The organism is Chamaesiphon sp. VAR_48_metabat_135_sub (assembly GCF_031418915.1).
Taxonomy (GTDB): domain Bacteria; phylum Cyanobacteriota; class Cyanobacteriia; order Cyanobacteriales; family Chamaesiphonaceae; genus Chamaesiphon.
This window is the reverse complement of sequence record NZ_JANOJV010000286.1, coordinates 1-3,986: the sequence shown is the minus strand read 5'-3', so window position 1 is coordinate 3,986 and position 3,986 is coordinate 1. Positions and strand designations below refer to the sequence as shown.

Sequence of the window (3,986 nt, the reverse complement as noted above, 5' to 3'; positions counted from 1 at the left end):
CTAAATACTAGTGTCATCGTCACCAAACCCGCCTCTGGAATCCCCGCAGCTCCTACAGATGCTACTATCGAAGTCAACATCACCATCACCTGTTGGGTTAATGATAGATTTTGACCCAGCACCTGGGAGATAAATAGGGCTGACATCGCCTCATACAGGGCGGTACCATCATTATTGAAGTTACTCCCCACCAACGCGCCCAGAGAGGCGGAAGACTCGCGTAAACCCACCTTCTCAATCAACGATTGAAAGGTAATCGGCATCGTCGCGGTAGATGAAGCTGTCGAAAAAGCTGTAATCAAGGCATCCGAGCCACCCTGAATAAATTGCTGCGGCGAAACCCAAGAGCCAAGTTTAACTCTAGTCAGATAGTAAGCAGCTTGAAGTAATAGCGCGACGATTACTGCCACAACAAAAGAACCCAGCGACTTAAACGGCGCAAATCCTTGGAGCGCGATTGTTTTAGAAACAATTCCAAATACAGCAATTGGTACTAGGGCAATTACCCAATGTAAAATCCTAATCACCGCATCAAATAATAACCCAATTACCTGCTCGATCGCTAGGTATTCATTCTTTCCCTGATTGACTTGCTCGGTTTTAATCGCTCTGAGTACAATCCCAAATGCTAACGCCACAAATATCAACGAAATAACGTTATTATCCACCAATGGTTTAATCACTGAATCGGGGATAATATCAGATAATAAACCCCAAGGATCGAGTTGTTTGATTGCTGTTTTAGTAGTTGGAGCCGTTGCTAATGCTTTCCCCCCCGCCCCAGGACGTAACACATTAGCGACTAGTAATCCGATCGAGATCGCTACTAGTGTATTAGTAATTAATAATATCGATAACTTTCGCCCCGATCTACTGGGAATCTCTGCTGTTAAAAATGTATGTAGAATTGCCAGAAAAATTAGCGGAGTTGCTAAAGTACGTAAAGCCTTGAGAATCAGCGTACAAGGTAATGCTAAATGCTCGATCGATTCCTTGTCCAAAACTGGACTTCCTGCCCCTAAAAGCACACCAACTATTACTGCCACAATTAAAGCGGCAACGATTTGTAAATATAATGGAATTTTAGTCATTATTTGTTTACCAATGTAGATTCGATCGCCGCAGATGACTCGCTGTTATTAGTAATTGGGATTGCAAAATATATTTATGTATCTACGTTATCACGATCGATCCAATTCGACTCGATCGTGCAAATACAAATATATCCCCGACTTTTTCAAGAAGTCGGGGATATGGCGTAATTAGCGTTGCTAGCATTTTCGCTGCTACATTATTAATTTCGATGCGTGCAATAGTTTACAATCGCATGACGAAGATCGACTTGACTCAAATCTACATCTACTAATGAAACATCACTGATATCGGTATTCTCAAAAATTGCTTGTGTGAGCGTTACGCCACGCAGATCTGCATGAGATAGGTTTGCTCCAGTGAGATTTGCTCGACTCAAATTCGCACCTGTCAAATTGATTCCAGTTAGATTGGCGTAGCGTAAATCAGCCCCGACGAGATTAACTTGACTCAGATTGGCACCTTGCAAATTAGCCAATCGTAAATCTGCTTTTCTCAAAGATGCTCCATTTCCCTCAATTCCAGTTAAGGTAGCTCGAATTAGATTAGCTTCATTGAGATTAGCTGACATCAGACTAGCACTAGTTAGATTCGATCGCCACAAGGTAGCTTTAGTCAAAACTGCTGCTGACAAGTTCGCACGCTGCAAATTCGATCCTGATAGGTTAGCATTAGCTAGGTGAGACTGACTCAAATTAATCGCCGCCAAACATCTTTCGGTTAAACATGCATCCGATAAATTAGCCAGCACAAAGTCTCGCTCTCCATTGTCATATTGCCTAAGCAACTCATCGGTATTCATTCATTATCTCCCTGAGACGTTGTGCGCTGATATACGCCTTCAAAATTTATTTATTCGAGATCTAGCTCTGCTATTTTGTAGATTGCCAAGCTCGATCGAACCTAATATGGATGTAATTATTCTTTATATTAACTATTGTAACAAAATATAGACAAAATTGCAAATGGTTTTAGGTGTTCGATTGAGATCGGAGATCTACTTCCTTCCCAGTGTCAAATTAGACATCTAGGGTAGTGAGTGAATGGTGGATGGTGAATGGTAAATGGTGAATGGTGGTACAGATTGTCTATTTCTTGGGTGGGAAGGGAGTAACCATTACGCAAGAAATCTGACTTTTTGGAAAAGTCGGGTTTCTGTCCCCACCAAAAACCCCCTGACTATCACTAGTCAGGGGGTTTTTAAATCTCTCGAATCAAACAGGTATTAACTGTTGATAGCAGGAGCAGTAAGAGCAACAGGAGTAGCTTCACCCGCAGCTAAATCGAGAGGGAAGTTGTGAGCATTACGCTCGTGCATTACTTCCATACCGAGGTTAGCACGGTTGATGATGTCAGCCCAGGTATTGATGCCGTGACCTTGAGCATCGACAACCGATTGGTTGAAGTTGAAACCGTTGAGGTTAAACGCCATTGTGGATACACGTCACTTGGGAGTGAATAACGACTAACTGTGACAAAATCAACTCAAAAAAATACATTCGCACTTTAGGTGAAAATACAAGAAATATTAAAAAATAACACAAAATTATTTTCCCGTAGCATAAAAGGGACTAATATGAATTTATACAGATAACAAATTTATTTTAGTGTGTTGTGTCGAGGCTAGTCAGGATAACATCCCGATCGTCCCAGTGTTTTTTAGTGTTTGTTCGTAAGAATAGCCAGTTTAGGCATATAAATCTTATTCCATACAACCTGAACATAGTTTCAATCGCATCCCATTATTAAGTAAGCTGTCTAGCTGTTTACTCAATCTATACTAATCATAAACATTGCAAATAAAAACATGAAAACATCCATTCGTCAAAACAATAACCGATCGATCTTGAAAATAAAACCGATTTCACTAAGTTGCTTATTGATGTCAATTTTACTTTTACTGCCTGTATCAAGTATTTCTATTGCTACTAAAAGTGCTGTCGCAGCAGTTGATTGTAGTGCAATTCAAAACGGTATCAATTCACTTATTGAAGAACAAAAAAATCTTAAAAAATCTCTTGAAAATTCATCTCTTACTCCCCAAGAAGGGACTGAAATCAGAAGAGAACTAAAAGCAGTAATTCAACAGATTTCAGCCAAGAAAGCAGAACTGGCAAAATGCAATAATCCACCTGCTGCCAAGCCAAATTTAGTAGTCAAAGATATTGAACAGGTTATTGATAATAGTACCAGCCAAAGAAAGTATCGTGCTGTCATTGCTAATAATAGCGATGTTCCTGCTCCAGGACCATTCGAGGTAACTATCGGGGTGCAGCTTAATCCAAATTATGCAGGAGGACAGACACTATCTACTGAGGCGAGGGATAAAGCGTCAAGTAATGTTACTGTTGCTCCACGGGGAGAATATCGTACCAAGTACAATATTGTACCAAATCGGTTCAACAATTCTTACCAAGTAGAAATCATCGTAGAGTATCAAGGTAAATTAGTAAGCAGACTTGGTAGAACATTTAGATAAATATCATCACCAGCATTGACTAGTAATTAGTAAATCCGTGCAGAAGTTTATTGAGCGAAGACAATTGATGGTTGCTTCGCTCTCATTTACTCTTTACCTATAACTAGCAAAAAGCCCCTCATGCGGAGGGGCTTTTTGTTAACTAATCAAAGGTTAATATTAACCGTTGATAGCAGGAGCAGTTAAAGCAACAGGAGTAGCTTCACCAGCTGCTAAGTCTAATGGGAAGTTATGTGCATTTCTTTCGTGCATTACTTCCATCCCGAGGTTAGCACGGTTGATGATGTCAGCCCAGGTGTTGATGCCATGTCCTTGAGCATCTACAACTGATTGGTTGAAGTTGAATCCGTTGAGGTTGAATGCCATGGTGGATACACCCAAGGATGTGAACCAGATGCCGATTACGGGCCATGCA

Annotated in this window: 3 protein-coding genes and 2 pseudogenes; 1 reads left to right on the top strand and 4 read right to left on the bottom strand. The window is 40.6% G+C overall.

Annotation, left to right across the window (positions count from 1 at the left end; genetic code table 11):
• From RMO55_RS20030 to RMO55_RS20020, 3 genes and pseudogenes are all read right to left on the bottom strand, one after another.
• Positions 1 to 1,091, bottom strand: a 1,091-nt coding sequence (locus RMO55_RS20030) for a dicarboxylate/amino acid:cation symporter (protein WP_310429611.1), incomplete at its 3' end; no start/stop codon positions are given.
• 203 nt (positions 1,092 to 1,294) lie between these two features.
• Positions 1,295 to 1,894 (bottom strand): pentapeptide repeat-containing protein, encoded by a 600-nt coding sequence (locus RMO55_RS20025; RefSeq protein ID WP_310429609.1) that lies wholly within the window; start codon positions 1,892 to 1,894, stop codon positions 1,295 to 1,297.
• A gap of 423 nt (positions 1,895 to 2,317) precedes the next feature.
• Positions 2,318 to 2,533 (bottom strand): annotated as a pseudogene (locus RMO55_RS20020) (photosystem II q(b) protein); the annotation flags it as partial.
• 366 nt (positions 2,534 to 2,899) lie between these two features.
• On the opposite strand from RMO55_RS20020, the gene RMO55_RS20015 reads away from it, so the two are divergent.
• The gene (locus RMO55_RS20015) at positions 2,900 to 3,571 is read left to right on the top strand and encodes a hypothetical protein (protein ID WP_310429607.1); all 672 of its coding nucleotides are present in this window, start codon (positions 2,900 to 2,902) and stop codon (positions 3,569 to 3,571) included.
• Between the two features lie 159 nt (positions 3,572 to 3,730).
• Here the strand turns inward: RMO55_RS20015 and RMO55_RS20010 are convergent.
• A pseudogene (locus RMO55_RS20010) lies at positions 3,731 to 3,986 on the bottom strand (photosystem II q(b) protein); the annotation flags it as partial.

Bases quoted from the DNA above. Each gene is read 5' to 3' on its own strand.
- RMO55_RS20025 (WP_310429609.1), bottom strand. From the start codon at position 1,894: ATGAATACCGATGAGTTGCTTAGGCAATATGACAATGGAGAGCGAGAC.
- RMO55_RS20015 (WP_310429607.1), top strand. From the start codon at position 2,900: ATGAAAACATCCATTCGTCAAAACAATAACCGATCGATCTTGAAAATA.